At 45.1% G+C, this 22,738-nt stretch carries 19 protein-coding genes, 12 tRNA genes and 1 rRNA gene; 5 read left to right on the top strand and 27 right to left on the bottom strand.

The genetic code is table 11. The features are described 5' to 3' along the window. Window positions 1-697: 697 nt before the first annotated feature. Complete coding sequence (locus AC58QG_RS34095) at window positions 698-1,675, top strand: GntR family transcriptional regulator (RefSeq protein WP_497366451.1); 978 nt, start codon at window positions 698-700, stop codon at window positions 1,673-1,675. 277 nt (window positions 1,676-1,952) lie between these two features. Here the strand turns inward: AC58QG_RS34095 and AC58QG_RS34090 are convergent, their stop codons facing one another. The 5 genes from AC58QG_RS34090 to AC58QG_RS34070 form a co-directional block, all read right to left on the bottom strand. Then, window positions 1,953-3,170: an MFS transporter gene (locus AC58QG_RS34090; RefSeq protein ID WP_497366450.1), complete on the bottom strand. Its 1,218-nt coding sequence runs from the start codon at window positions 3,168-3,170 to the stop codon at window positions 1,953-1,955. A 54-nt stretch (window positions 3,171-3,224) separates the two neighbouring features. Further along, window positions 3,225-3,935: an SDR family oxidoreductase gene (locus AC58QG_RS34085; protein ID WP_497366449.1), complete on the bottom strand. Its 711-nt coding sequence runs from the start codon at window positions 3,933-3,935 to the stop codon at window positions 3,225-3,227. Between the two features lie 317 nt (window positions 3,936-4,252). Further along, window positions 4,253-4,837, bottom strand: coding sequence for a TetR/AcrR family transcriptional regulator (locus AC58QG_RS34080; RefSeq protein ID WP_497366448.1), 585 nt, complete (start codon window positions 4,835-4,837; stop codon window positions 4,253-4,255). 304 nt (window positions 4,838-5,141) lie between these two features. Then, window positions 5,142-5,657 carry a GrpB family protein gene (locus AC58QG_RS34075; RefSeq protein ID WP_497366447.1) on the bottom strand — a complete coding sequence of 172 codons (516 nt, stop codon included), beginning with the start codon at window positions 5,655-5,657 and terminating at the stop codon, window positions 5,142-5,144. A 39-nt stretch (window positions 5,658-5,696) separates the two neighbouring features. Next, a complete protein-coding gene (locus AC58QG_RS34070) occupies window positions 5,697-6,125 on the bottom strand; it encodes a pentapeptide repeat-containing protein (protein WP_497366446.1) in 429 nt (142 codons plus the stop codon). A 392-nt stretch (window positions 6,126-6,517) separates the two neighbouring features. Here AC58QG_RS34070 and AC58QG_RS34065 point away from each other — a divergent pair, with 392 nt between their 5' ends. From AC58QG_RS34065 to AC58QG_RS34050, 4 genes are read left to right on the top strand one after another with little or no spacing between them, the layout of a single operon-like run. Beyond that, entirely contained in the window at window positions 6,518-6,847 is a 330-nt protein-coding gene (locus tag AC58QG_RS34065) for a PadR family transcriptional regulator (protein WP_057307752.1), read from the top strand. A 16-nt stretch (window positions 6,848-6,863) separates the two neighbouring features. After that, a complete protein-coding gene (locus AC58QG_RS34060) occupies window positions 6,864-7,730 on the top strand; it encodes a pentapeptide repeat-containing protein (protein WP_497366508.1) in 867 nt (288 codons plus the stop codon). Between the two features lie 13 nt (window positions 7,731-7,743). Continuing rightward, complete coding sequence (locus tag AC58QG_RS34055) at window positions 7,744-8,502, top strand: ABC transporter ATP-binding protein (protein WP_497366445.1); 759 nt, start codon at window positions 7,744-7,746, stop codon at window positions 8,500-8,502. Beyond that, window positions 8,503-9,270, top strand: coding sequence for an ABC transporter permease (locus tag AC58QG_RS34050; RefSeq protein WP_497366444.1), 768 nt, complete (start codon window positions 8,503-8,505; stop codon window positions 9,268-9,270). Between the two features lie 383 nt (window positions 9,271-9,653). Here the strand turns inward: AC58QG_RS34050 and AC58QG_RS34045 are convergent, their stop codons facing one another. The 22 genes from AC58QG_RS34045 to rrf all read right to left on the bottom strand — a co-directional run. Then, a complete protein-coding gene (locus AC58QG_RS34045; RefSeq protein WP_497366443.1) occupies window positions 9,654-9,980 on the bottom strand; it encodes a YciI family protein in 327 nt (108 codons plus the stop codon). Window positions 9,981-10,219: 239 nt separating this feature from the next. Beyond that, window positions 10,220-12,049, bottom strand: a complete 1,830-nt coding sequence (glmS, locus tag AC58QG_RS34040; protein ID WP_497366507.1) for a glutamine--fructose-6-phosphate transaminase (isomerizing) — start codon at window positions 12,047-12,049, stop codon at window positions 10,220-10,222. A gap of 455 nt (window positions 12,050-12,504) precedes the next feature. Beyond that, on the bottom strand, window positions 12,505-13,845 hold the full coding sequence (glmM, locus tag AC58QG_RS34035) for a phosphoglucosamine mutase (protein ID WP_497366442.1): 1,341 nt from the start codon (window positions 13,843-13,845) through the stop codon (window positions 12,505-12,507). Window positions 13,846-13,875: 30 nt separating this feature from the next. After that, window positions 13,876-15,120: a CdaR family protein gene (locus AC58QG_RS34030; RefSeq protein ID WP_497366441.1), complete on the bottom strand. Its 1,245-nt coding sequence runs from the start codon at window positions 15,118-15,120 to the stop codon at window positions 13,876-13,878. Continuing rightward, complete coding sequence (gene cdaA / locus AC58QG_RS34025; protein WP_497366440.1) at window positions 15,113-15,931, bottom strand: diadenylate cyclase CdaA; 819 nt, start codon at window positions 15,929-15,931, stop codon at window positions 15,113-15,115. The genes AC58QG_RS34030 and cdaA overlap by 8 nt, the downstream gene beginning before the upstream one ends. A gap of 168 nt (window positions 15,932-16,099) precedes the next feature. After that, window positions 16,100-16,705 carry a zf-HC2 domain-containing protein gene (locus AC58QG_RS34020; RefSeq protein ID WP_497366439.1) on the bottom strand — a complete coding sequence of 202 codons (606 nt, stop codon included), beginning with the start codon at window positions 16,703-16,705 and terminating at the stop codon, window positions 16,100-16,102. 69 nt (window positions 16,706-16,774) lie between these two features. After that, complete coding sequence (sigW, locus tag AC58QG_RS34015; protein WP_497366438.1) at window positions 16,775-17,371, bottom strand: RNA polymerase sigma factor SigW; 597 nt, start codon at window positions 17,369-17,371, stop codon at window positions 16,775-16,777. Window positions 17,372-17,451: 80 nt separating this feature from the next. Then, window positions 17,452-18,321: a DMT family transporter gene (locus AC58QG_RS34010; protein ID WP_497366437.1), complete on the bottom strand. Its 870-nt coding sequence runs from the start codon at window positions 18,319-18,321 to the stop codon at window positions 17,452-17,454. Between the two features lie 116 nt (window positions 18,322-18,437). Continuing rightward, window positions 18,438-21,224 carry a phosphoenolpyruvate carboxylase gene (gene ppc / locus AC58QG_RS34005; protein WP_497366436.1) on the bottom strand — a complete coding sequence of 929 codons (2,787 nt, stop codon included), beginning with the start codon at window positions 21,222-21,224 and terminating at the stop codon, window positions 18,438-18,440. Between the two features lie 320 nt (window positions 21,225-21,544). Beyond that, a tRNA-Gly gene (locus AC58QG_RS34000) sits at window positions 21,545-21,615 on the bottom strand. A gap of 17 nt (window positions 21,616-21,632) precedes the next feature. Further along, window positions 21,633-21,706, bottom strand: a tRNA-Pro gene (locus AC58QG_RS33995). 26 nt (window positions 21,707-21,732) lie between these two features. Continuing rightward, window positions 21,733-21,809: transfer RNA gene (locus AC58QG_RS33990), tRNA-Arg, on the bottom strand. 9 nt (window positions 21,810-21,818) lie between these two features. Next, window positions 21,819-21,893: transfer RNA gene (locus AC58QG_RS33985), tRNA-Gly, on the bottom strand. 38 nt (window positions 21,894-21,931) lie between these two features. After that, window positions 21,932-22,011: transfer RNA gene (locus AC58QG_RS33980), tRNA-Leu, on the bottom strand. A 19-nt stretch (window positions 22,012-22,030) separates the two neighbouring features. Beyond that, a tRNA-Lys gene (locus AC58QG_RS33975) sits at window positions 22,031-22,106 on the bottom strand. Window positions 22,107-22,117: 11 nt separating this feature from the next. Continuing rightward, window positions 22,118-22,192: transfer RNA gene (locus AC58QG_RS33970), tRNA-Gln, on the bottom strand. Window positions 22,193-22,200: 8 nt separating this feature from the next. Continuing rightward, window positions 22,201-22,273, bottom strand: a tRNA-Thr gene (locus AC58QG_RS33965). 12 nt (window positions 22,274-22,285) lie between these two features. After that, window positions 22,286-22,361: transfer RNA gene (locus AC58QG_RS33960), tRNA-Val, on the bottom strand. 18 nt (window positions 22,362-22,379) lie between these two features. Beyond that, window positions 22,380-22,454: transfer RNA gene (locus AC58QG_RS33955), tRNA-Glu, on the bottom strand. Between the two features lie 15 nt (window positions 22,455-22,469). Then, window positions 22,470-22,545: transfer RNA gene (locus tag AC58QG_RS33950), tRNA-Thr, on the bottom strand. A gap of 2 nt (window positions 22,546-22,547) precedes the next feature. After that, window positions 22,548-22,623 (bottom strand) — tRNA-Asn (locus AC58QG_RS33945). Between the two features lie 5 nt (window positions 22,624-22,628). After that, window positions 22,629-22,738: ribosomal RNA gene (gene rrf / locus AC58QG_RS33940) — 5S ribosomal RNA — on the bottom strand; the annotation flags it as partial.

The raw sequence follows: 22,738 nt of genomic DNA, 5'->3' as shown, positions 1-22,738 counted from the left end.
TATATTTGCCTATAAAATTCTATTTATGGATGAAAAATCTATATTATATTTTTTTTGTAAACTTCAAAAATAGCATTTCACTTACATTTCCGTTAACACGACGAAGGCGCACCCAAACAGAACCAGCATATTTTACTGGTACTATTTTCCATTCTATAAATGTGTACACTTTTACTGTGTTGAATGTTTCGCCATCGATACAATCAGGTCACTCGCGGAACTTTTGGCAAGAGATCGCGATTCAGGAGTTGCCCACATACCTACGTATTGACATGATCCTCGACTACAAATCCCAATGGTTATAACCGCTTTTTCAGTTGGTGGAAATTGACTAAACTTGAATTCTATCGGTCCTTCCTGTAATTCAATATAACCAACATTCTCAACAACCCCTACTTGGCATACCGGACAATTGCAAACACCCATGATGTCTTCATCCTTTTCTGTTCTGACTATTCAAGCTCTAACGAGACACGTTCGCAAATAAGAGGAGAGGCGAGGGTGACTTTCGTCATAATAAAGCTTCTTACTTTGGTAACAGAAAACTATCCGTAGCATAACATATAAATGCATATTTAACTAGATATTTAGTCTTTTATACCTTTATTTCCATGTCGAATGCTAGGGAACCTTGTTTTTATTTTATCGAGTGATGCGATATAATATAGGGTGTCAAGCTATAGAAAGGTGATCATTCATGAACGAAAAAAAGCTGCCACTTCGCGTAGCTCCCGATCTAGCCTTTAATGTGAATACACAGATCAAGGAACAATTGAAATGGCTGATTGGCATTGGCCAAATCGAACCTGGCGATATGCTTCCATCTACAAGCCAATTGGCCGATGAATTAGGGCTTAATCTAAATACAATTAATAATGCGTTTACTCAACTTCGTTATGAAGGGCTTGTCACCATGCAAAGAGGGCGAGGTACACAGGTTGTAGACGGAATCCAAACAGAGCGGCTCCGAAAGGAACGGCTTTCTATGCAGAAGCTGTTGGAGAAGACCATTCGTGAAGCTATTTCCGCAGGCCACGATTTACAGCAACTTTTCACGGCCAGTCTCGCTTATGTTCTGTTGAACACGCCTCGATCCCAAGGGAAATTACACATTGTGTTAGTCGAATGTAAAGGGCATGATCATCATTTCCTCCAAGAGGCGATTGAACAAGCGACAGATAGTACCGTGACGTTGCTCTTTCTAGAGGATCCTGACCCACACGGGGATGAAGCTGACGAAGTACTACGCCAGGCTCATTTCATCATCACCACCTTGATTCATGAGGATGAGGTCAAGGCCCGCTTCGCCTGTTACGACAAAAAAATAGTTGTTATTGGCACAACCGTCGATACTTCCTGTCTCCTCCAAATTTCCAGGTTAGAGTCGAATACGAACGTCACCTTTGCTTGTCTTGGCAAGACGGGCGGAGAATGGATGGCGAACCAGGTTCGTGACGCGGGTATTCATCATATACATTATGGGATATTAGGCTGGGATGAACGAGAAGAATTGGCAAGCGTCTTGCAGCACTCGGACAAAATTTATGCTTCCTCCTCTGTCTTTCCCGAATTGAAGAAGCTAGCTTCGGAGAAAGTGGAGTTGTTCCCCATACGATTTGAGAAAACCAGTAAAAGCTTGTTACATGACATCTCCAAACAAGGCATTAGACGCTAGAAGTACGAACGACAGCAATAGTCTCATCCCCTGATTTGCGTCTAACTTAAATTCTTCCTTAACTCGCCATTCGTTACCCTCTTCACGTTACACAAAATATCCCCTTCAATTTCACTCATTCCTCACGTTTCATAAGGTTTTTCTGAGTGTTTATTCAAGGGGATATTACCAATTCATAAGTTTGATCTTAGTAGTTCAAAAAACAGTTAACCTCCGCAAATGATCCTGCCAATCATCCTATCTATTCTCCTTTACTTCATCTCTATTTAATTACGGGTCATCCCACCGGCTTAGGCGTAACAGGTGCTGCCACCATAGTCATACGGTTTTTCATCGAAAGGAATAAGGTAAGGAGTGCAAGGAATGCCACAATGATAGACAGAATCCATATCGCATTGCTGAAGCCGTAGACCGTTGAAACCACCCCGCCACCGTAAGCGCTGAGACCTTGGAACAAATAAGCGACGACCAGCACAGCAGAGATAAACTGTACGCGGTATTGAGCAGGCGAGTTGATAACGACAATCCCGATTCCCCCAGCTGCAGAAAAGCCATAGCCAAGTCCGCCGAGGATCGACGAGATGACAAACAGAACAAATGAGTGCAATTCCGAAGCGGTAACCAGCATAATCACTGTTAAAATGACGAAGATCATCCCAGCCCGAATCGACGTCCTAGGGCCCAAGCGCCCTGCAATTGTTGCGCTAACGGCACCCAGCAGATACGCTATCGAGAGAACCGTTCCAATAACAAGAATGTCATTCGTTCCAACGACATCACGTGCAATTTGAGCTCCTAGCGATAAAAATACGGCACCATTTGCGAAACCTGCTCCTACTGCTAATGCAGCTAATGCATATAGTCCCCATTGTCCTGGCGGGATTTGAATACCTTGCGGCTTCCAGCCTGTTTTCCGGACTGATTCCGGCGTTTTATTTTGAGGAATGAAGAGACATAGGATCATGCTGATGAACACAATGGCGGTCAAAACCCAATAACTGAAATGCAGCGGCGATGGTGCATATTTAATAAGAACTGCACCTATAATCGTTGCAAGGAATAGACCGAATGCCTGTGTGATTGTGTTGATTGATCCGGGATATTTCTTATTGGATGTTGGATTAAATTCTACAAGTGCTGCGGCACCAGACCCTGCTGTGAGTCCAACTCCAATACCTTGCAGAATACGACCAGCAAACAGCCAAAACACGTTCGGTGCTGTAGCGAATGCTAATGCGCTTATCAGTAGAAAAATAAGTCCAATCAATAGCGTGTTCCGACGGCCAATGTAATCAGAAATGTTCCCTAAGAGAACGAGGACCAGAATAAGTATGATCGGATACGTTGCAAATATACCTGTCGTTACCGCCTTAGAGAGATGCCACTGTGAAGCATATATGGGGAAAACAATCGAAGGGGCTGTACTGACCCACAAACTAATGGTCAAGATCCAAGCAACAGCCCAGAACGCCGCTTTCGTTGATAAAGTTTTCATTAACACGTTTCCTCCTTCAGAAGAATATTTCTATCAAAATGCCGCGGTATCAGTTTACTCCTTTGCTTGGAATAATTGTGGATACAAACTCTCAACCCCACCTGCAAGGTCTTTCTGCACTTTACGACTCGTATCGTCGGCTACGATCTCATAGCTGTCGGCTTCAATACCAGCAATAGCGATTTTGGCGACATCCGTAGGATTAGCTTTCAACGCTTGAATATTCGCAGTCATATCCGTATCCATGAACCCGATGTGCAGACTGGCAACTCTTATGTTGCGAGGAGCTAAATTCAGTCTCAGTACGTTCGTCAATCCCCACTCTGCCGATTTAGCCGCGGTATAAGCTCCGGCGCTTCCGATGCTGAACCAGGATAGGGCAGATAGTATGTTCAGAATGGTCCCTCCACCATTACGCTCCATAATCGGTGCAAACGCACGAACCATGGCGAGAGTACCGAATACATGCGTATCGAATTCAAGATGTATGTTATCCAAATCACCTTCTAGCAGCGAAGCACCGGTTGATGATCCTGCGTTATTAATCAACAAAGTCACGTCTTTTGCTGCTTCCGCAGCCGCGGCTACCGATTTCGGATCCGTAATATCTAATTGGAGCGGAATTGCACCAGGGATATCTACAGTTTCTGGGTTTCGAGCACCCGCATACACTTTAGCCCCTCTAGCGATAAGTTCAAGTACTATTTGACGGCCAAGTCCTCTGTTTGCTCCAGTGACTAACGCGATTTGATTTGTAATGTTCATAGTAATGCCTCCTGTTTATAAGATGATTTATTCAAGAATGACCATTCTTTAAAAAGGTAAAAAAATGCCGTAATTGCAATCATCAATTCCATAGAATTAATGGATATTTATCGTTTGTTTGAACCCATTGTTCTTCATTTTCCCTACGCAATACAGCATACTTTATTTAAGAACGTCTAGTCAATAACTATTTCTGCCATTCCGCATACAACTTGGGATTACTTCTAGATACTCGCCGACGACCGCTGAAAACCGCGCTTTATTCAAGAATATTAATTCTTGAATAAACAACACAACACCGGCGACTATGGCATCTATTACATTAAGATGGACATAGCCACCGCAGCAGCATCTTCCAACACTTTGCGATCTGTTGTTGTTTTGGCCAAAACCTGCAAACCGTGTCTTGTATTGACGAGAAACCGAGCAAGCTCACGAATTCCAAATTTACTCTTAAGCGCACCTCTTTGTTGGGCTCGAATCAAGAAATGATAGAACCACGTTTCCACGTCAAGCATATAAGCTTCCACACGCAGCGATATAACGGGGTCACTTACGCCTAGGCTCATTGCCGTGTTTGCCACAAAGCATCCGCGACGCTGCTTCTCATCGCCTAGTGACAGATCGATCAACTTCGTGAAGAAGCGCTGCAAAACCTCCTTGGGCTCCCCCTCCTCTTCCAGGATGTAAAACACGCGTTCCTTCGCTACCATTCGGAAACGGTCCAAGCAGGTTAAAAATAACTTATGCTTATCCCCGAACGTATCATACAAGCTCCCGCGATGAACGCCTGTGTGCTCCACCAAATCTTGAATAGATGTTCTATCGTATCCCTTTTCCCAGAACAGATCCAAGGCTTTATCTAACGCAGCTTCTTGATCAAACTCTTTGGGCCTTGCCATATTGGATAACCTCCTTTCCCTGCTATCATACACGTTTAAGAATGTTCAGTAAAGAATCATTGTTTACACAGAAATACCAAGGGCCCAGAATGATGAAATACATGGAAATACATCATTTCAGGGCTCACGTCATAATTGGATTAATTCTCCGAGCATCATAAAGACTTATTCATATACTAATGGAGAATGATAGAGTATGATGACACACTTGAGCTTAAAATCGGTACCAAACCAATCCAAAGGCAACTGCTCCTACAAATGCATTAATAATGATTCTTTTCAATTAATCACCGATCCTTTTATCTCAACGTTTTTTCGCCAATTCAATAACTGATTGAATGAACGGTGCTTTCAACTGGGTATATGTCGATCTATCTTCAGCATATAAGGAAGCCAGATGCTTCTTAAGTTGAGCATACGCTACTACTTTCTCTGGATGAGTTCTGAGGTAATTCCGGAATAAAAGATTATTGTTCCATTCTTCACTACATAGTTCATACACGTGAACGTGATGGGTTCCCTTTCTCCGCTCACCTTTGCGAAAAAACTTGCGATTCGGATAATCCACTTTGGGAACATATTCATAGCCAAGCCTGTTCAAAGGTTCAATAAAAGCGTCTGCTTCATCAAGGTGGTTCACCCCAATAGCGATGTCCAATATTGGTTTAGAAGGTAAACCGACTATTGAAGTACTTCCAATATGCTCGATATGTATCGCTTTGCCTTTTAAAGCTTGCCGTATCTTCATCTTTTCTTTCTCAAACTCAAGCAGCCACTCGTCTTTATATTCTTCAATAACGACTTCTGTTGCCAAGTTCATTCCACCTCCCCCAATGTTATCGGAACACATTCTTATATGTTAATCTTTCCTGTATTGGTCTAATAAATCTTTAATCAATATGCCATTAATACTTAACCCATCAATATTACAATTCTTGAGTTCCACGTTCGTAAGATTGCATGAGTCAAAAATGGCCGTACTTAAATCACTGTTTTTAAAGATTACTGGTTCGACATTTACCCAACTGCCCGTTCCAGGCTCTTCAACTAAATGACTTTTTTCCACTTTAGGACGAACAATATTCTCAAAAATAGTTCCTCCCATTTGAATCATATTCATGGTTACATTCGAGAAGTAGATATGTTCCCACTTCGAATTCACAAAATTCGTTTGAGCAAATGAAGTGTTTCTCATATCTATAGCATTAAAAGTCGCTCCTTTAAAACAAACCATATGTATCTCTTCGTTTCTTAAATCCTGCAATTCCAACCCATTATTTGAATCCAATACTTTCTTCTGTGTAAGTGGCACTGTAAACATCCTTTCCATATAAATCTTTAAGGCGTTTTGATTGAACTAAGATATAATATTCGCTTCAAACCCTCACCTTCCTTTTTATGTAAATAGTGCGTTACTTGAACAAAAGAGAAGAGCTCTGAAGTTGAGGGTAATATTGCGCAAACGACTACATTCATACCGATGCCCACACCGATGTATAAGTCGGAGTGGGCATCGGTTCTTTATGTTCTTTATTCTGGCTGATAAAGCACAAGAAAGGAGAATGAATCCGTTAGATTGTTATCCATATATCACGATTTTTCAAACAAAGTATTTTATTTGAAATACTACCTTGACAGTCACAGTAGTATGTCGTATTATGAAAACACGGAGGTGATGAAATGAGCGAGAACAAAATTACATCCGACCTGCTGCGCGGACATACCGATACGATGATTTTACGGCTCTTATCCGAAGCTGACCGCTACGGGTACGAAATTGTTAAACTGATCGCCGAGCGCTCGGGCGGCGAATATGAGTTAAAGGAAGCCACGATGTACTCCAGCGTCAGGCGGCTTGAGACAGACGGCGATATCGAGTGGTACTGGGGCGATGAATCTCAGGGCGGACGTCGAAAGTATTTTAGGATTACCGAAAAAGGCAAAGGTGCTTACGCACGCAACAAAAGCAATTGGGAGTATTCAAAGCGCGTACTAGAAAATTTATTATAAGGGAGAGATTATTATGATGAATCCGAAATTGACGAACTATTTGAACGGCGTGTTTACGCCATACGATGGGGTAAAAAGCGTTACCGAGTTAAAGACCGACCTGCACTCCGATTTGCAAGAGCGATATCGTGAGCTCAAAGCCGAGGGCAAAGACGATGAAACAGCGTTTAAGATGACCATTGAGAGCATCGGCGACATTGAACAAACGATCCTGGAGGTTGCCAACCTCTCCCGCTCGCTGGAACGGCAAGTTGTGACAAACTTTAGCGCAAGCAACTTGGCAATGGGCGACTTTGCAGGCGTTAAGGCCCATAAAGGTCAATTTAATGCTAGTGCGTTACGTGGTGCCGACTTTGCGGGTGCTGACTTGACCGGAAGTTCTTTTAAGACCAGTGATTTACGTGAAGCCAATTTTGACGGCGCAAATCTGACGGACTGTACCCTAACTGCAAGTGACCTTACGAATGTAAGCTTCAATGAGTCGATCCTTGTACGCACCAACTTCAGTGTTTCGGGGATGGAAGGTGCCAAATTCACAGGTGCAAAACTGACCGACGTCACGCTAAGCAAGATCGACCTTAGAAAAACAAGCTTTGAAGGTTGTATCTTTGACGGCGTGGACTTCGAATATTCCGATCTGAGCGGGGTGTGTTTTGACGGTCAAACCTTTATCGGCGTTAAGTTTGACAAATCGGCAGTAAGTGAAGTTTCATTTAGGGGCGCTATACTCAAGAATGTATCTTTTCAGGCTTTCTTTTCATTGACCAATAAGTATTACCGTGCATTCAAAACCATTTGCTTTGACGGCGCAGTCATGGATAAACTGACCTATGCTTCGCTTAAGGGCATGGGCGCCGATTTATCTAAAGTTACTGTTCGATAAGGAGGGGAAGTTTATGCAAAACTCAATTAAAGTAACAGGGTTGCAAAAGTCCTACAAACAGCTTCAAGTCCTAAAAGGTGTAGATTTTGAGGTTGAAAAAGGTAGTATTTTCGCCTTACTTGGCTCTAATGGAGCTGGTAAGACAACGGTTGTTAAAATCCTCACCACCCTGCTCAAACAAGACAGCGGTACCGCCACCGTAAACGGATTCGATGTTGCTTCAAAACCCGAGAATGTGCGCCAGGCGATCAGTCTCACTGGGCAATTTGCCGCCGTGGATGAGATTTTAACCGGACGGGAAAATCTGATCATGATTGCCAAACTGCATTACCTCAAAAATCCGCGTCAGGTTGCGGACGACTTGCTAAAACGCTTCGGCTTGACAGACGCCGCCGACCGCAGGGCGTCTACGTATTCGGGTGGTATGCGCCGCAGGCTCGACATCGCCTTGAGCCTTGTGGGTAATCCGCAGATCATTTTCCTCGATGAGCCGACGACTGGTCTTGACCCCGAGGCGCGCATCGAGGTTTGGAAGATTGTTAAGGAGCTTTCCGACGGCGGCACGACGGTACTCCTAACCACGCAGTATTTGGAGGAGGCTGAACAGCTTGCCGACCAAATTGCCATTTTGCATGAGGGTAGGATTATCGCTAGCGGCACGCTCTCGGATCTAAAAAAGCTGTTTCCATCCGCAAAGGTGGAGTATATCGAAAAACAACCGACATTAGAAGAGATTTTCCTCTCAATCGTCGGCAAAAGGGAGGCAAAATAAATGGAGACGGCAAAGAATCATTTTTTCACCGATACTAGCGTTATGCTTGGACGCTCTATGCGCCATATTTTCCGCAGTATGGACACCATCATCACGGTCTGCATCACTCCAATTGCGATGATGCTGCTGTTCGTCTATGTGTTAGGCGGTGCCATTCAAACCGGAACGGATAACTATGTGAATTACCTGTTGCCAGGCATACTGCTTATGGCCATCGCAAGCGGAATAGCTTATACGGCTTACCGCCTGTTTATGGATAAGCAGCAGGGCATATTCGAGCGGTTTCACACCATGCCGATTTCACGTTCCGCCTTACTTTGGGGGCATGTGCTGACCTCTCTGGTATCCAACGCCATATCGCTGATCGTCATCATTCTCGTAGCGTTAATTATGGGTTTTCGTTCGTCCGCGGGAATACTCCCATGGCTTGCCGTAGTAGGCATACTCGCGTTGTTTACACTGGCCTTAACTTGGGTCGCGGCGATTTCCGGACTGTCCGCAAAAACGATTGAAGGTGCAAGCGCGTTTTCCTATCCACTTATCTTCCTGCCGTTTATTAGTTCGGCGTTTGTGCCGACTGAGTCGATGCCGTCGGTCGTCCGCGCCTTTGCCGAAAACCAGCCGGTGACCTCGATCGTGAACGCCATCCGTGCGCTACTGGCAGATCAGCCCGTGGGCAATGATATATGGGTCGCTCTTGCTTGGTGCGTCGGGATTTTGTTAGTAGCCTATTTCTTCGCGATGAGGGCGTATAAAAATCCGGTGTAAACATACAAATGTCGTTATAAACACTTAGACTGGGCTTACATCAAGAGGGGTATTTATCCGAGTTATCGTGCTGGGGTCACTCATGTTGAAAAAGATCATATAACATGGATCTGACGCGCAAAGAAACTGCCTAAATAAATCGTGTAGAACTTATTTCGATACTTCTCAAGTAAAATCCTAGCGCAGCCCCAAGCCGAAATATCAGCTCAGATTAAAGCACCCAAGTGGTGCTTTTTATTTTTGAAGCCTTCTTCATTAAAAAAATAGTCCCGAAGACTGTAATAGCTCACCGGGACTAATTTGAAGATCACGACTTTATATCCGATTTGATTATCCTGTATTTAAAGAATTCCTTTTGATCCAACCACTCTGAACCAAGAATGTTATTTTGGTAAGGTTGCCATTATTGGATAAGATTCCATCGTCATCAATCCCGCGATAACGGCAGGATCTTCAGCGATGAGTTGCAGGACTTGGTCTGCACTCTCAACCTCAATGATGGCGAGTCCGTGAGGATCGTTCGGTTTTAGAACTGGTCCGAATACAATTGCAATCCCCTGGTTCTGCTTATCTGTCCAATAGGCGATGTGTTGGTACATAACGTTCCGCTCTTCTATGGTCATATCCTGATGAAAAGTTGCTCTAGGAGGCGTTGACCATAACATGAAGTGCGTTTTTCCCGAATTATTGCTTGTGTTGTTATCCGACATTACTTAAGATCCCCCAATACCCTAAATTTGTATTTCCATGACTCTCAATCTCAATTATTCCTAAAATCCAATTGAAATGCAACAAGGTTACCTTCACGTTCTTATAGTTCCTTGTGACACACCAATTCGATCCGAACTCAGATCCAAAATAAAAAAACACCCTGTAATTATGTTGCATAATTACAGGGTGTGAGCTCTTCATGATGCTGAACAAGCAAGTTATCAGAATTAAAACAATCCTACTCCACCGTCACACTCTTTGCCAAGTTCCTAGGCTTATCAACGTCATTCCCACGCGCCAACGACGCGTAATAAGAGAGTAACTGCAAGGGAATTACAGACAACGCAGGTGTTAACACATCCAACGTTTTCGGAATAATGAACGTGCTGTCTACCGACTTCTGCAGCTCCGTTTCACCTTCCACGGCAATTCCCAGCACATTCGCGCCGCGCGCCTTCACTTCTTTAATGTTACTCACGGTTTTCTCGAGCAGATCATGCTGTGTCGCTAACGCGATCACCGGAATGTCATCCTCGATCAGCGCAAGCGTACCGTGCTTCAACTCACCAGCAGCATACGCCTCAGAGTGAATGTAAGAGATCTCTTTCAGTTTCAAGGAACCTTCAAGAGCTACCGCGTAATCTAAGCCTCTGCCGATGAAGAACAGATTATCATGTTTCGCCATCTCTTCAGCAACAACCTTCAATGCTTCTGCTTGCTCTAAGATCTCGCTAACCTGCGCAGGCAATTCCTTCATCGCAGTAATTACTTCTGCGATTTCCTCAGGCGTTTGCGTGCCCAGCGTTTGCGCCAGGTGCAAGCCCAAGAGGTAGAACGCGATCAATTGCGACGTGTACGCTTTTGTCGAAGCTACCGCAATTTCCGGTCCTGCCCATGTTGTAATAATATCGTTCGCCTCACGCGCAACGGAGCTTCCTACAACATTCGTAATCGCCAACACGTGTGCTCCGCAACGTTTCGCTTCACGCAGTGCTGCCAACGTATCCGCCGTTTCACCGGATTGGCTCACGACAATCACAAGCGTATCCTTTGTGATAATCGGGGAACGATAACGATATTCAGACGCTACATCCGTTTCTACCGGAATACGCGCCATTTTCTCAATGACATACTTCCCAACCATACCGGCATGGAACGCTGTTCCACAAGCTACGATATGCACACGGCTGATATTGCGAATCGCCTCTGGTGAAATCGTAAGCTCATTTAACGTCACACTCTTACCGTCAGCCGAAATACGACTTCCCATCGTATCGCGGTACGCTTTCGGTTGGTCATAGATTTCTTTCAACATGAAATGATCGAATCCGGCTTTTTCCGCCGTAACAATGTCCCAATCGACATGGAACATTTCCCTGGAAATAAAATTCCCCTCTAAAGTCATTAATTCGACAGCATCCCGCGTTAATAGCGCCATTTCACCATCATTTAGAATGAACACATTACGTGTATATTCTAGAATCGCTGGAATATCCGAACCAATGAAGTTCTCGCCTTCGCCAATCCCGATAATCAACGGGCTAGCTTGACGCACAGCAACAAGGCGGTCAGGTTCGAACTCTGTCAAAACACCAAGCGCAAACGCACCTGTCATGTGTTTCACTGCTTTTTGAACAGCTTTTAGAATATCACCTTCATACAGACTCGCGATCAAATGCGAAATAACCTCTGTATCCGTCTCCGATACGAAAACATGGCCCTTCGCAATCAACTCTTCTTTCAGCGTAATATAATTCTCAATAATGCCGTTGTGCACAACGGAGAATTTCAAAGAATTATCGGTGTGCGGATGTGAATTTACGTCCGAAGGCTTACCATGTGTCGCCCAACGTGTGTGCCCGATGCCAACGCTTCCGTTCAATGGCGTTTCACCAAGCTTCGACTCAAGGTTCGCAATACGGCCTTTGGCTTTCTTAATTTGCAACCCATCCGCCGTATACACCGCTACCCCAGCAGAATCATAGCCTCGATATTCTAGCTTTTTAAGGCCATCCAATAAAATCTCCTGAGAATTACGCTTTCCAATATAACCAACAATACCGCACATAGTTACAACCTCCATATTTTTATAAGCCTCTTCTGCAAGGGCTGTTTGTCAAGGATCTAAATTCTCTATCAAACATAACTAAATAAACCATCTATAAGGGCTTTCATTACGTGTACATGTCAAAAAAACGTTAATAGATGTTGGGTACTTGTCTGCCCGGTCGCCCGAACGATTTTGCTCTCCAACTTAACGGCACTCCTCGTGCCGGAAGGTCCCCGCCGAATGTTTCGAACACCTTCACCTCGTCAACTCACCGCGTAGTAGCAGCCGTTCGGCTACATTTCCGTCCCGCTTATGAGTTCTGGCGCTATTTGTTGCGAATAACCTCTGTCCTGCCTTTCCTTCTTGAGTAACTTCATCATATGCATTTTTACCTAGCAATGCAACTTGTTTTTGGCATGCCTGATCCCCCATCTCGCTATTTTCTAGCAAAATGAGGGACTAGCAGCCTATAATTATACCAATTGCTCTTGAATAACCTTCGCAATATCGTGAACATATGCTTCTACTTGCTCTTTATCTGGGCCTTCCGCCATAACACGAATCAATGACTCAGTTCCCGATGGACGCACCAACACGCGGCCGTTATCGCCAAGCTCATCTTCCACCTTACGGATCGCTTCTTCAATTACCGCGTTATCCTTCAGCTTACTTTTATCCGCTACACGGATGTTAACGAGCAATTGCGGGAATTTACGCATAATCCCTTTCAACTCACTGAGCTTACGCTTAGATTCAACTAGTGTATTCACCAATTGCAGAGCTGTCAGAATACCATCACCTGTAGAGATGTAGTCAAGGAAAATAACATGACCAGACTGCTCCCCGCCTAGATTGTAGCCGCCTTTACGCATTTCTTCCATCACGTAGCGATCGCCTACAGCCGTTTGCAGAGCCTTCAAGCCCGCTTTTTCAATCCCTTTGAAAAAGCCAATGTTCGCCATCACTGTCGTCACAATGGTGCCGTGGTTCAGCTTCCCTTTGCGATTCAGCGCATCGCCAAGGATACTCAAGATGAAGTCGCCGTCGACTTCATCACCCTTCTCATCGATCGCGATCAGACGATCCGCGTCGCCGTCAAAAGCAAGCCCGATGGCTGCGCCATGCTTAACCACCTCGTCGCGTAGCTTCTCCGGGTGGGTGGAGCCGCAATCATCGTTGATGTTGCAGCCATTCGGCTCTGCGCCGATGGTGATTACTTCCGCTCCAAGATCGCCGAAAATCATAGGAGCCAGCTCATAGGCCGAGCCATTCGCACAATCAAGTACAACCTTCACGCCGGCGAAGGACGCAGACACCGTCTCCTTCAAGAACGCCAGATAATCGTGCTTCGCATCCAGCTGATCCGAAACCGTGCCGATCTCGCCGCCTACGGGGCGAGGCAGTTCATCTACAGCCGCATCCAGCAGCTGTTCAATCTCAAGCTCCGTCTCGTCCAGCAGCTTGAAGCCGTCGCCTCCAAAGAACTTGATCCCGTTATCCTCAACTGGGTTATGAGAAGCGGAGATCATAACGCCCGCGTCTGCACCTAGCTTCTTCGTCAAATAAGCAACCGCTGGCGTGCTAACCACACCAATACGAATCACTTCAACACCAATGGATAACAATCCTGCTACAAGGGATGCCTCAAGCATCGGCCCCGAAATACGTGTATCTCTCCCGATCACGACTTTCGGATGCTTTGCCTGTCTTGTTAATACATACCCGCCGCAGCGTCCTACCTTATAAGCCAATTCTGGTGTGAGTTCGCCATTCGCGACACCGCGCACACCATCTGTACCAAAATATTTCCCCATTTTTGTATTCTCCTCTTTCTCTATTCCCCATTATGGATTTGCTGCTTTCACATTTTTCTCGCTGATTTCAACAATCGCCTTCACTTCTTGTGGAAGCCCTAGCTTCACGAATGTAGGCATATTTAAAGTTACTTTCAATTCATGCTGACCAGGTGGTAAATTACTAACATCTAGTATCGCTTGAATATCTTGAACTTTCAATTGATCAATAATGGCAGGAGCACCTTCTACCGTAATATTCAAGGTAGCCGACGCTGGCTGCGTCACTTTCGTTACGTAATTCTCATTTTGACCAATAATCGTAATCGGTACGTTCTCTACAGCTTTCGTAATCGAAGGCACAACCTCCACATGGACCGTCACCTTGGCAGGATCTAATTGTGTTACTTTATTCCTGAGAGGAATGTCCAGTGAAAAATCTTTCGTTTCCTTCAAATCTTGCAGACTAAGCTGCGGCCCCTGATAAAACTCCAGACGATCTACGACATCTTGCGCTCCGTATACCGTTACTTTATCGGGCGTTTGCGTGATCATCGCAATTGCAAAGCCTGCAGGCGGCTCACCGCTTACTTTCAGCTGCAACGGAATCGTTTGGAACGGACTTGTGATCGGCACCTCAACATCTACAACCGAAGGATTAATGTTCAGGGTGACTTCTTTGCCTTCCTTGTCAAAAGCCTGCAGTCTAACCTGCTTCGTTACCGCTGATTGTGCCTTATCCACAGAGACCTCGCCGCGGACATTTTCAATCTGATCGAGTTTACTCGTCTGTGCCGTAATATACACCTTACCCGGCTTCACAATAGGTTGTCCCGCTTTGAGGCCTGCTGCAGGTGTTCCTTTGACGTTAATGACTACAGGCACCTCTTTCATCTGCAGCTCTTCAATCATGACGTGGACCGTCCTAGGAACGATCTCCACATCGACATCGGAGGGAATCCCTACAGGTGTAAGCGTAAGCTGATGATCACCTTTACCGACCTGCGTCAAATCGAGCTGGATCTGATAGGTATTACTTGCCGTCACTTTCTTAACGGAAGATTCCTTCCCTTTCAGAATCACCTGTACATTCGCAGGAGACATCGACGATATGTAGTAATGCGTTTCATCATATTTCGTTGTGATTGAGACGTTATTTATCGTTTCCACACGCTCACGCAACGGTGAATTCCCAGAGACATTCGTCTCTTCCATGTGGACCACTACCCATAGCAGAATCCCGACCACTAGTGCTACAATCCGTACAACATTCGTATTACGCAACCATTTATCCATTTGAACGCCCCCTCCATTTCAAGAAAGGGTTCTTTTCCTTGGCCTTTGTCTTCGGCTTTAACTCTTCAAACAGCTTAGATATCAACGATTCCTCTTTTATATCCCGCACAATATGTCCATTCATGGTTAGTGATATTTGACCTGTCTCCTCGGAAACAATGACACACATCGCATCCGATACCTCACTCATACCGATCGCTGCACGATGCCGAGTTCCCAGCTCCTTCGAAATGAAAGGATTTTCAGACAGGGGCAAATAACAACCCGCCGCCATCAGCTGCCCTTGCCGAATAATGACTGCGCCATCATGAAGAGGGGTATTCGGGATGAAAATATTAATTAACAGCTCTCCGCTGATCTTGCTCTCTATCGCAATGCCAGACTCGACGTAGTCGGTAAGTCCAGTATCCTTCTCAAAAACAATTAACGCCCCAATTTTACGTTTGGCCAAATAATTCGCAGCTCTAATCACTTCGCTGATCCGTTTGTTCACATCTTGGTCTTCTTCAGAAGAAGATCGGCTGCCGAACAGCTTTCCTCGACCTAATTGCTCCAAGGCTCGTCTTAGCTCTGGTTGGAAAATAATGATAACCCCGAGCACCCCGAACGTAAACGCTTGATTCACCATCCATTGAAGTGTACTTAGCTGAAACACAATACTAATGACCCAGGTAATGACAACCACGAGGATACCCTTCATCAATTGAATGGCCCTTGTCCCACGCACCACTAGGATCAATTTATAAATCACATAGCTAACGATGAGTATATCGACGATATCCTTAGCCGAGATGCTCGTGAGCAAATCCATTGTATTCTCCCCCAGGCGACTAAACAAAGTTCTCTCTATAAAAGAATCATAACATAAACCTAGGTATACTTCTATTTATCTAGACTCATCGCGCAAGAATTGGTTCATTTTTCCTATATAAAAATAAAAAAAAGCCCCCTATAGTCTCTGCTATAAGGGAACGCTCCATTAAGGTGCGATTTTACCTACGAATTCACCTAATTTGTACCAGACCCAGCTCAATGCTTCATCGACTTGTTTGACTTCCCCTGATATATGTGCCGTTGAGGCTAGATTGACTGAACCATCGATCACGACGACATTCCCCGTTACATCGCCTTCAACTTTCAGCTCACCGCGTTTAACCACAAGATCACCATTCACAGTATGCCCTTGCGGTACAATCACAGTATCCCCTTGAATAACGACATCCTGAAGGTTACTTCCCTGCACCATAAGATTCTGATCGTCATCCCACATAGATATGAAGCTTCCGAACATGACCGTTCCGAAAACAACAGCAACCGAAACAGCAGGATGTCTGCGAATCCAGTCGGTCCAGGTATTCTTCTTTTTCATAGGTGGTAACCCGCTCATAATCTGTGCAGTTAATGTATCAGGTACTTTGATGGAGGGCAGCATTCTAACCAAAGCATCCGTTTTCTCTAGTTGCTTAAAAGAGTTATGACAAGCCTGACAGGCTATCAAGTGCTCTTTCAATTGTAGAGCTTCAGTCTTTGGCAAATCACCGTCGAGGTATTCATGTATGAGCGGGAGGGCTTCCTTACAATTCACGATACAGCCACCCCTTTCTTAGACTTTTGCATGTTGTGATATACCATACGTTTCGATTTCAAATATGTTTCAAATTCGAATAGGATTTGTACTAACAACTTGTTCCTCCTGCTCCAGCCTTTTTCTTAAGTACTCCCGTCCCCTGTGAACACGGGTTTTGATTGTCGTCACAGGCATTTCGAGTACATCGCTTATTTCTTGCAGGGACATATCGTGCAAGTATCTGAGGATGACAACCGATTTATACTTCTCTGGCAGCGTCTCAATCGCACGGTGGATTTGTGCCTGTGTCTCCGATACAATTAACTGCTTCTCTGGTGTGTCCTCATCACTTGGGAGCATTGCGTAGTAATCATTACCTTCGCCATCTGTCATTTCTGCATCCAGCGAGTATGTCTGCTTTCTTCGTCGCAGCTTATCAATACATAAGTTTGTCCCGATTCGAAAAATCCACGTCGAAAACTTCTGATTCTCATCATAGCGATGCAAATTCGTATACACGCGCAGGAACGTTTCCTGCACGGCATCTTCGGCTTCTTGCTTGTTATTCAGCATGCGGTAAGCCAAATGAAAGATCTTGTCTTTATAGAGCTCCACGAGCTCCGCAAAAGCATTGCGATCCCCATTACTGGCCAGCTTAGCCAGTCGTGCTTCAACAAAGTTCAATTGTTTTTCCTCCGGCTTCTCGACAATTCAACTACCATTTATTGAAAATTAATTTCCCTCTTCTAATATATACGCAGAAATTACGATTTGTTTTCAGAAATTATAATTCCTCCAAGAATCAGAGTCATGCCTCCCCATTGTAACCCGCTAATCGGCTCTCCAATAAGCAGAAACGCAGCGAGAATAGCCACAGGCAGCTCCACAGAACCCAGCATAGCAGCGAGTGTACTACCGACCTTGGGTATACCGATGTTAAAAGATATGGTTGGTACTGCTTGGCCTAAGAAACCTAACAACAGCCCCCATAGCATCAGCATGCCACCATTTGCATGAACAAAAACCGTCGGCGGATACAGCACATACATAACCGGCAACGCAGCCGTAAGCATAATCGCAGAATTCATGAGCGGAGGTAAGGTACTTACCACGTGTCCCGTGAAAAACAGAAAAATACTATACGTTACAGCAGATATAAGTCCGAATAGTATGCCCAGAATGCTGAGTTCTCCCCAGCTGGTATCAAACACATTCACTGCAAGTAGGGTTCCTGCCAAAATAAGCGCAATCGCTATCCCTTCCATTCGTTTAGGCAATCTCCGTTTCACCATACAATCCATGGCAATCGTCATCCACGTGAATTGGAATAGAAGAATTATGCAGAGGGAAGCATTGAGCTCCTCTAGCGCAATATTATAGACGACCGTCGTTAACGACAGTCCAAAAATACCAATCAACCCAAGCTTAATCCAAGGACCCTTGAAGGGATTTACCCACGATTTTTTGTGAAAAAGAATCAATATCCATACGAATAGCGTTCCCATCGTCATCTGAGCAGGCGTAATTTGTCCATCTGTAAATCCTTGATCATAGGCCATTTTAATGTATGAAGAAAGCACGCCATAGCTTGAAGCTCCAATAAGAACAAGAACAATTGCCAACCATCGCCCCATGCTGCCGCGCACCTCCTGACTTGGGCAATCCCCATAATCACAGGAAAAGTCGAGCTGCCTGCATTGCTGCAAGCCCCCGACTTTATCATCCTGTTGCTTTTCTTATGTTGTAAAGATCAGCCTGTATTTCGAAGTCCCGCGGCAATCCCATTGATAGTAAGTAGGACTTCACGAAGCAGAATCGCATCATCTTCATTGTTTTCTCTCAGCGCGCGAAGCTCAGTAAGCAGTTCAACCTGCATATAACTTAACGGATCCACGTAAGGATTACGCAATTTGATGGATTCTTGAATCACAGGAACATTATCCAGAATCTCTTGCTGACCTGTAATTTGCAAAATAATGGAGGACGTCAACTCATACTCGTCTTTGATTAGATTGAAAATACGATCTGCGATCGCGGATTCCTTCACCAAGCTGCCGTATTCCTTCGCAATCAGAAGATCTGCTTTCGCTAACGCCATTTGCAGATTATCAATCATCGTGCGGAAGAAAGACCAATCCTCATACATCTCTTTGAGAACCGCTAGGTTGCTTTCATTGCCTTGAGCGAAGCTTTGCAAGCCAGTTCCCGCCGCATACCATGCTGGCAGCAGGTATCTCGTTTGTGTCCATGAGAACACCCATGGAATCGCACGCAAATCTTCGAACTTATCGCTATTTTTACGCTTGGATGGACGGGAACCGATATTCAGCTCACCAATCTCCGGAAGCGGTGTGGATTCTTTGAAGAACGTTAAGAAGTCTTCGTCTCTGAAAATAAGATCTTGATACTTCGTTTGTGCTTGCTCCGAAATCCCACGCATAATGTTCTCCCACTTGTCTTCTAGCGGGTGCCTTTGCGGGGAACGTGACAGCTTGGATGCTGTGATCAAAGCGAAAGTCGCTTGCTCTAAACTACGGTAAGCAATTCCTTGTAGAGAATAACGGGAAGATAATACTTCACCTTGCTCCGTAATCTTGATGCCGCCACCAAGCGTTTCTACCGGTTGTGCTAGAATGCTTCGGTTCAACGGCATACCACCACGACCTAATGCACCACCACGACCATGGAAGAACTTCAACTTCACGCCGAATTTCTTCGCAGCCTCTGTGATATCTTGAAGCGCCATACGAAGCTCCCAGTTCGCTGTAATCACACCGCCGTCTTTATTACTGTCAGAGTAACCCAACATAATTTCGTGCAGTTGTGTTTCAGGATCAAGGCTTGCTCGGTAAGCAGGGATCGCTAACAACGTGCTCATGATACCAGGTGCTGCATGCAAGTCGTCAATCGTTTCAAAAAGCGGAACAGACTGAACCGTACTTGTTACCGTACCGTCGCTCTCTCTGCGGTATAGGCCCGCCTCTTTGGCAAACACAACAACCTCAAGCATATCACTTGCGCCTTGCGTCATCGAGATCAGGTAACTGTTAATGCAGTTGCGGCCGAATTCTTTCTGAGCTTTACCAACAGTGCGATATACATCTAAACATTCTTTCGTACCATCGGTGTAGTCCAAATACGTAGACGTGATTGGACGTGGATCGTTCAGCACATTCGTGAGCAATGAAATCTTCTCATCTTCAGACAGTTTGCTGTAATCAGGTGTTATGCCCATTTTCGCTAAAATTTCCGTCATTGCATTCTCATGCTCTTTACTGTGCTGTCTGATATCCAGAGCAGCTAAGTGGAAGCCGAATAGCTCAACTTGACGAATTAGCTTCTTTATATATTTATCAGCAACATAGTCTGCAAAATGCGCACGCAAACTAGCTTCCATAACTTGCAAATCCTGAATAAACTCTTCCGGACAATTGTACTTCTGTGCTGCAGACACATTCGCATTGCCCGTGTTGTGAATCTTCTCGATCATATATGTTGTTTTGATGCGGTATGGCTCTTTCTCATTACGCCAAACATCCTGGACATTCCCCATTGCATCACGATCACTTTGGATAGACGCGATCAGTGCATCGCTCACATTCACAATGTTCTTGCTAAAGCTCATGTGTGCTAAGGACTCTCTCAGTATTTCCTCATACTTTTGCAAAGCCAATTGACGGTGCAAACCAAGTGTTTCCCACGTCACATTCGCTTTAACAGATGGATTTCCGTCACGGTCTCCACCGATCCAAGAACCAAATTTCAAGAAGGACGGCACATGCCATTTATCTTCTGGGTAATATTTATTTAAACAACGCTCAAGCTCATGATAAACCTCTGGCAGTACATCGAATAGCGTCTCGTCAAAATAGTAAAGACCGTTACGTACTTCGTCGATTACCGTCGGTTTACGGTCACGCAGCTCATCGGTTTGCCACAAATTAAGCACTTCACCCAACAGCTTCTCGCGCAATTGCTCGCGTTCACGGTAAGTTAGGTTAGGGTTGTCCAGCTTCATCATATCTTCACTAATGCGTAGATTAATATCAAGCACTGCACGACGCATAGCTTCAGTAGGATGTGCCGTCATAACGAGCTCTAGAGAGATCGCTTTAAGAATTTCCTGCACCTCGGAATAAGGAATATGCGTATTCTTCAGCTCTTGTACGATGCTCTCAATCGAACCTGGTTGTACAGATTCCCCAGAGGAGCGCTCGTAATCCCGCTTACGGCGAATACGATGGTTTTGTTCAGCAATATTAACTAGTTGGAAGTATATAGCGAAAGCTCGAATCACTTGATGGCGAATTTCCGGATCTAATGAAGATATCGTTTTCTTAAATTCATCATAGATCTCAATGACATAGTGTGCTCTTAACGACTTGCTCATTTCACGAATTCTTTCAACGACATCCAGCAGATCATTTCCGCCCTGATGTACAAGAACTTCACCTAGTATGTGCCCAAGAAACCGAATATCTCTGCGCAGCAAGTTATTCGTACTTTGTTTTTGTTGGACGATGTCACTCTCTACCATTACTCTCCACCCCATCTATTCACTATGATGCATTAATGCTTCTCTCTGCAAAAGCTAGTCGCTATAAAAACTCATTTCAGAATATTTTACCACAATCTGACCGCTACACATAGTATTAAAATAAAAAAACCGTACGTTTTACCGTGGTAATTAATGTATTGATAAGATTCTAACAATTCATGCCTGACTAGATTGCTCCTATAAAGAGACCTTTTTACACAAATAATATTAAAATTGCGATTATAAAGAATTAGCCACCCGACGGTGGCTCTATCTTAGTAAATAAACGAAAAAACCACCCGAAGGTGGTTCATTCTGTAAGCGGGCGGCGGGAATCGAACCCGCGCGATCAGCTTGGAAGGCTGAAGTTCTACCATTAAACTACGCCCGCGTAGTTTAGAAAAATGATCGGGACGACACGATTTGAACATGCGACCCCCTGCTCCCAAAGCAGGTGCTCTACCAAGCTGAGCTACGTCCCGATACGTTTATAACTTATAATGAAGAATGGCGCGCCCTGAGAGATTCGAACTCCCGACCTTTTGATTCGTAGTCAAATACTCTATCCAGCTGAGCTAAGGGCGCATATTAAATTGGAGCGGAAGACGGGGATCGAACCCGCGACCCTCGCCTTGGCAAGGCGATGCTCTACCGCTGAGCCACTTCCGCAGGGTACCTCAGACATATGAATATGTTTGAGGATTTAATGCGCGTAGAGGGACTTGAACCCCCACGGTCACCCGCTAGATCCTAAGTCTAGTGCGTCTGCCAATTCCGCCATACGCGCATATTGTAAAAAAGGCAAATGGTGAGTCATGTAGGATTCGAACCTACGACACCCTGATTAAAAGTCAGGTGCTCTACCAACTGAGCTAATGACTCATGTGAAAAAATGGCTGGGGATCAAGGATTTGAACCTTGGCATGACGGAGTCAAAGTCCGTTGCCTTACCGCTTGGCTAATCCCCAATAAAACATGCCGTCGAGAGGACTTGAACCCCCAACCTACTGATTACAAGTCAGTTGCTCTACCAGTTGAGCTACAACGGCATATAAAGTTAATGGTGGAGGCTGACGGGATCGAACCGCCGACCCTCTGCTTGTAAGGCAGATGCTCTCCCAGCTGAGCTAAGCCTCCATAGGATTTGAAAATATCTGGTGACCCGTAGGGGACTCGAACCCCTGTTACCTCCGTGAAAGGGAGGTGTCTTAACCACTTGACCAACGGGCCTTACAATAAAATTACTGGAGCTTCCAACCGGAATCGAACCGGTGACCTCATCCTTACCATGGATGCACTCTACCGACTGAGCTATGGAAGCAATGGCTCCCCGAACAGGACTCGAACCTGTGACAACTCGATTAACAGTCGAGTGCTCTACCAACTGAGCTATCAGGGAACAATGCTTGGCAACGTTCTACTCTCCCAGAACCCTGCGGTTCAAGTACCATCGACGCTGGAAGGCTTAACGGTCGTGTTCGAGATGGGAACGCGTGGATCCCTTCCGCCATCAT

It is taken from the genome of Paenibacillus sp. J22P169, from assembly GCF_059691995.1.
This window is presented reverse-complemented; position numbering and strand designations above follow the sequence as displayed.